Origin of the sequence: Aetokthonos hydrillicola CCALA 1050 (assembly GCF_017591665.1) — a bacterium.
GTDB lineage: Bacteria > Cyanobacteriota > Cyanobacteriia > Cyanobacteriales > Nostocaceae > Aetokthonos > Aetokthonos hydrillicola.
The window spans coordinates 1-4,468 of record NZ_JAAKGC010000188.1; the positions used below are offsets into that span (position 1 = coordinate 1).

7 protein-coding genes are annotated in these 4,468 nt (G+C 39.2%); 3 read left to right on the top strand and 4 right to left on the bottom strand.

Annotation, left to right across the window (positions count from 1 at the left end; translation table 11 throughout):
- The 3 genes from G4P69_RS35020 to G4P69_RS35030 form a co-directional block, all read left to right on the top strand.
- A partial coding sequence (locus tag G4P69_RS35020; RefSeq protein ID WP_208354519.1) for a hypothetical protein occupies positions 1-1,056 on the top strand: 1,056 nt, incomplete at its 5' end.
- Between the two features lie 3 nt (positions 1,057-1,059).
- Positions 1,060-2,340, top strand: a complete 1,281-nt coding sequence (locus G4P69_RS35025) for a hypothetical protein (protein ID WP_208344873.1) — start codon at positions 1,060-1,062, stop codon at positions 2,338-2,340.
- A gap of 24 nt (positions 2,341-2,364) precedes the next feature.
- Positions 2,365-2,649, top strand: a complete 285-nt coding sequence (locus G4P69_RS35030) for a hypothetical protein (protein ID WP_208344874.1) — start codon at positions 2,365-2,367, stop codon at positions 2,647-2,649.
- On the opposite strand, the gene G4P69_RS35035 is transcribed toward G4P69_RS35030, so the two are convergent.
- From G4P69_RS35035 to G4P69_RS35050, 4 genes are all read right to left on the bottom strand, one after another.
- A complete protein-coding gene (locus G4P69_RS35035; RefSeq protein ID WP_208354521.1) occupies positions 2,614-2,856 on the bottom strand; it encodes a hypothetical protein in 243 nt (80 codons plus the stop codon). The genes G4P69_RS35030 and G4P69_RS35035 overlap by 36 nt on opposite strands.
- Positions 2,853-3,695, bottom strand: coding sequence for a hypothetical protein (locus tag G4P69_RS35040; RefSeq protein ID WP_208344876.1), 843 nt, complete (start codon positions 3,693-3,695; stop codon positions 2,853-2,855). The genes G4P69_RS35035 and G4P69_RS35040 overlap by 4 nt, the downstream gene beginning before the upstream one ends.
- Complete coding sequence (locus G4P69_RS35045; protein WP_208344877.1) at positions 3,692-4,255, bottom strand: DUF7694 domain-containing protein; 564 nt, start codon at positions 4,253-4,255, stop codon at positions 3,692-3,694. The genes G4P69_RS35040 and G4P69_RS35045 overlap by 4 nt, the downstream gene beginning before the upstream one ends.
- Positions 4,249-4,468 (bottom strand): hypothetical protein (locus tag G4P69_RS35050; RefSeq protein WP_208354523.1); only part of this gene is annotated, 220 nt, incomplete at its 5' end. The genes G4P69_RS35045 and G4P69_RS35050, both read right to left, overlap by 7 nt.

A 4,468-nucleotide genomic window follows, 5' to 3' on the forward strand; every position in this document is an offset into this window, starting at 1 on the left:
GTTGCAGCCACCGACTCACCTGAAGTAGTGGCAATTGGGCAGGTGCGCGATCGCCTACCTTCAACTTTAGGTCCCAAATCTTCAACTAATAGCACATCAGTCGTACTGGCAAGTGACCAAACAACTATTCCTGTAACTGGTAGTGTTTCAGTTTCAAACTTACCTTCAACTCAAACTGTTAGTGGTTCAGTTACTGTTTCTAATCTGCCAAATAATCAAGCTGTAACAGTCAGTAATTTCCCACTAACACAACCAGTTTCATTAACTACTTTACCAGCATTATCTGCTGGAACAAATGCAATAGGTTCAATTACTAACACATCATTTTCTGCTACTCAAAGCGGAACTTGGAGTGTAGGTGTAAACAATTTTCCTACTTCATTTAATATTGGAAACTTCCCTAGCTCTCAAAGTGTTAGCGGAGCTATTAGTATCGTAGATCCCGTGACTTCTACTAATAGACTATCAGTTGATAGTCAAGGTAGGCTAACTGTTGCTAATTTCCCTACTAATCAAACTGTTTCAGGAAATATAAGCATTGCAGATTCTACAACTCCTACAAATAGAGTTGGAGTAAACAGTTCCGGTCAGATGTCAATTGTTGACACAAACACAGGAACTCAATCCGACAGTGCTGCTACAACTGATACGGGAACATTTAGCTTAATTAGTCTATTCAAAAGACTTCTTGGAACTTACTTGTCTTCAATAAATACTAAACTTCCATCACTTTCATCTGGTAGAATCCCAGTAGAAACAAGCCCTTTATTAATAGCAGTTACACCAACAATCGGTATTATAAATTTAACTAATGCTAATCAAGAATATTCGCAAGCTTTAACTAATATTAAAAAATTAGCATTTAAAGTTAGAAGTGGTGGAGATATTAGATATTCATATTCATCTGGTGTAGTTGCTTCTGGTACAAACTACTATACCTGTGTTTCTACTAATGAAGAAACAGAAGACTTAGCTGCCAACTTTACTTTTAGTGGAACACTTTATTTTGCCAGTAGTACTGCTGGCACTGTTATTGAATATAAATACTGGTCTTAATATATGCCGCAAAAGAAAGTTGTTAATTTAGTTGATACTATAAATACACAAACGGTTGGAGGAAGTAAAACATTTAGTAATCCATTGGCCGTTAGTGATACAACTCTTTCTACTTCTTCGACTACAGGAAGTGGAAAGTTTTCAGGTGGAGTAGGTATTGCAGGTGCCGTAACAGTTGGCCCTAACACAGGTAATGGTACAGCAGGTGATATTACAGGTTCTCGTATCTATGCAAGCAATACTGCTGTATTCAACAGCACAACTATTGATGCAGGACTTGCTGTAACTGCCAGAACTACTGGAGCAAAAACTATTCTCGCAAGAGCATTAAATAGTCAAACAGGTAATCTATTTGAGATTCAAGATAGTAGTGCAAATCCTATTTGGGTAATGAATGCTAGTGGAAATATTCTAGTTAATGGTGCTACTGATGATGGTTCAAGTAAATTACAAGTAGCAGGTAGAGGGAGATTTACAGGAGCATTAAATGTAACTGATACAACAGCATCAACAAACGCAACAACTGGAGCATTAACTGTTGGGGGCGGTGTTGGCGTTGGAGGTACTGTAAACGTATCCAACATTTTAAATGTTAGTACTGTCAGTTTCTCTGGAAGTGATGATGGTGTGGGAGTATCTACATTAAATCTAGGTAGAGTTGGGAGTGGAGGAAATTTAATAAATATAGGTAGTAATGCTTCAGGTTCCAACGATACAACATTAAGACTACTACGGAATAGTGGGGCTACGGAATACTTACAATTTATAGCTCCTAGAGGAGGTTCTAGTGGTTTAAATAATCTGTACTCTATTGATTCTGTTAGTGGTGCGGCCGGAGGAACCAGGCCGATTCAATTTAGAATACTGAATACCAGTGCATCACCAGTTTCTTACACTCCTTTGTATTTAGCAAACACAGGAAACGTATTAATAAACACGACAACTGATGATAATAGTGGTAATGCTTTACAAGTTAATGGTAGTGCAAAAGTTCAAGGATTCACTACAGCCATTAATACTAGAACATCAGCATATACTTTAACTAGTACTGATTCAACTATAAGAGGGGATGCAACAAGTGCAGCATTCACGCTAACTCTTCCTAGTAGTGCAACGAATACAGGAAGAATGTATAGAATTATTAAAGTAGATAGCAGTGCAAACGCTATCACTATAAATACCACGTCATCACAAACCATTAATGGTGCTAGTACAATTACATTATCTTCTCAATGGTCTAGTGCTACATTAATTAGTGATGGTACAAATTGGTTAAGGTTCTAGTATGACAGTAAAAGTGTAATAATCATGACAGAAACAAACCAAGAAACAAAAACTATAACCTACACAGAAAAGCAATGGATATGGCGTGTGCAGGGAGATTTCGTAAATGGTGACATCAACTCCCTAAACCTTGTAGCCTTCTGGGAAACTGTATGGATTGATTCTAATGGTGAAATCATAAATAAAATCCCTGGTGGGCAAGTTAATATCACAGCTACCCCTGATATCTTAGATAGCCTAAAAGCTGTGCAGGCCCATATTAATGAAGTGATATCACAAACTCAAACCACCAACATCCTCACTAACTAACTTAAATATCTCCTCTATCTGGTCATTAGATAATTGTCCTGAGCCTATGAGTTCCATCAATTCACAGTCACTCGCAGGGCTACCATCCATTATCTCTTTGTACCTTTTCTGCACGCGCATTTTCTCTTTGTGGAAATGCCGAAAATAGGCGATCGCGCCAAACAAAGTACCGCAAGCAATTAATCCAAATAACACAATTTTTATCACTTCCTTTCAACCCAATCAGGACAAGGCATATACTTCACTCCAGTCGGATAAATAGCACACAAAAATCCTTGTGGAGTACTACAACCACTGGCGCAGCGCAGGCATTTAATGGTCTGTTCTTTGATCAAGTTTCTGCGTTCAAATATTTTGTCTTTGTTAACCTCAAAAATAGCTAAATATTTATCACGTCTATCAAGCCATTTAGAATACTCTTCAGCATTCTCTGCTAAAAATTGCTCAACCCTTTGTCTACTAAAAAGTTGAGTAGGTGCTGCATTTCTGTAATGCAGATTTTTAAGTAATTTATCGGGTTCTCCAATCCGTTTTATCCACCCATCAGACAGCAAATATTTCTTTTTGAGAACGGTTTTTGTAATCCAGTTATCCTTAGCTTGCCACTTGCAATCATCAGGATGGTAAAGGGGAATCCATTTCCCCCACTCCTCATCTTTATCCCAAACCCAAGCCGCACCACGCGGTTTGATTTCTTCACTTGGAGCAAGGTTCTCTTTCTTAAGTTCACCAATAGTTTTTAGTTCTCCTCTAGAGTCCCAAGAGTAAATCGGTGATAAGGTTGGGTCGTCTGGTTCGCAATCTTTTACGTCAAACAAATCAATTTCACCGCGCTTCATTGAAAAAATGATTGCGCTCCTTTGAGTACTTGGCTTACGTTTTAAATTAACTTTGTGCAAGTCAATCTCGGTTTTAAGATGAGACGGGTAGCATCCCCAGTCATAACGTGGGACACCTGGGCATTCAGTGCGAGGCTTGCTTATCCATTGCCAAACACAAACTTTGCATTCCCAGCCGTTTTTGGTTTTAATCAAGTCGTGATTCATATCCCCATCCCAAGCTTCCTAAAATCTGGCATTGGATTACCTTCCAAGCAATGCCAGAAATGCAAAACATCTGCCATATTCACGTACTCTTCAGCAACTGGGAAATACTGAATTGACCATTTATCACCAAAGACTAAGGAACGGATTTTCGCGCATTCCCAGTATTCAGGAATAACCATTTTTTTGGATATGGTTTGCTTGCTGATTGAGAGATGTAACCACAATTTATCATCACTCTCCAGCGCAATTGAATACAAAACAGTAAACTTTGGCGATTGAAACCCTGGCTGCAAGGCTCCTATCCACGACACACCCAGTTCGCTCATCCACTCAATTCGCCAGCCATTTGGCATATCGGGAATTTGTAGCCGTAACCCAAACCCTCGGCTTTTTATCGCTTCTAAGGTAGTCATTGCTAACTTTTCGGCTTCTATTTTAGCTTTTTCTGGTTCATAGCCTGTGCCATAGCAGTATTCACATTCTTTGACGAAAATTGTATCTAGTTCTAAGCCTAAACCCTTGCAGAATTTACATTTTTCTCGTTGCATATGCTCTAACATGAATCGTCCTTTGTAGTAAAAACTAGTTGTTCAATGTCAATGTTGTGGCGTAGTGCGATCGCCCTCGCAGCCGGTTCATTCCCTGATTCTAGATAGCGGATTATTGCCTCTACTTGTGAATTTCCGGCGGGCAGTTGTTTTGGTGTGGTTAGTGGTGCGATCGCTCTGTTCTGTGCTTGTTCAAAAGTAATGGATTGGTTGCAGCTGGGGGTG

What these genes read in the sequence shown, in the direction of transcription:
- G4P69_RS35040 (WP_208344876.1), bottom strand. Translation starts at nt 3,695, where the DNA reads ATGAATCACGACTTGATTAAAACCAAAAACGGCTGGGAATGCAAAGTT.
- G4P69_RS35030 (WP_208344874.1), top strand. Translation starts at nt 2,365, where the DNA reads ATGACAGAAACAAACCAAGAAACAAAAACTATAACCTACACAGAAAAG.
- G4P69_RS35025 (WP_208344873.1), top strand. Translation starts at nt 1,060, where the DNA reads ATGCCGCAAAAGAAAGTTGTTAATTTAGTTGATACTATAAATACACAA.
- G4P69_RS35045 (WP_208344877.1), bottom strand. Translation starts at nt 4,255, where the DNA reads ATGTTAGAGCATATGCAACGAGAAAAATGTAAATTCTGCAAGGGTTTA.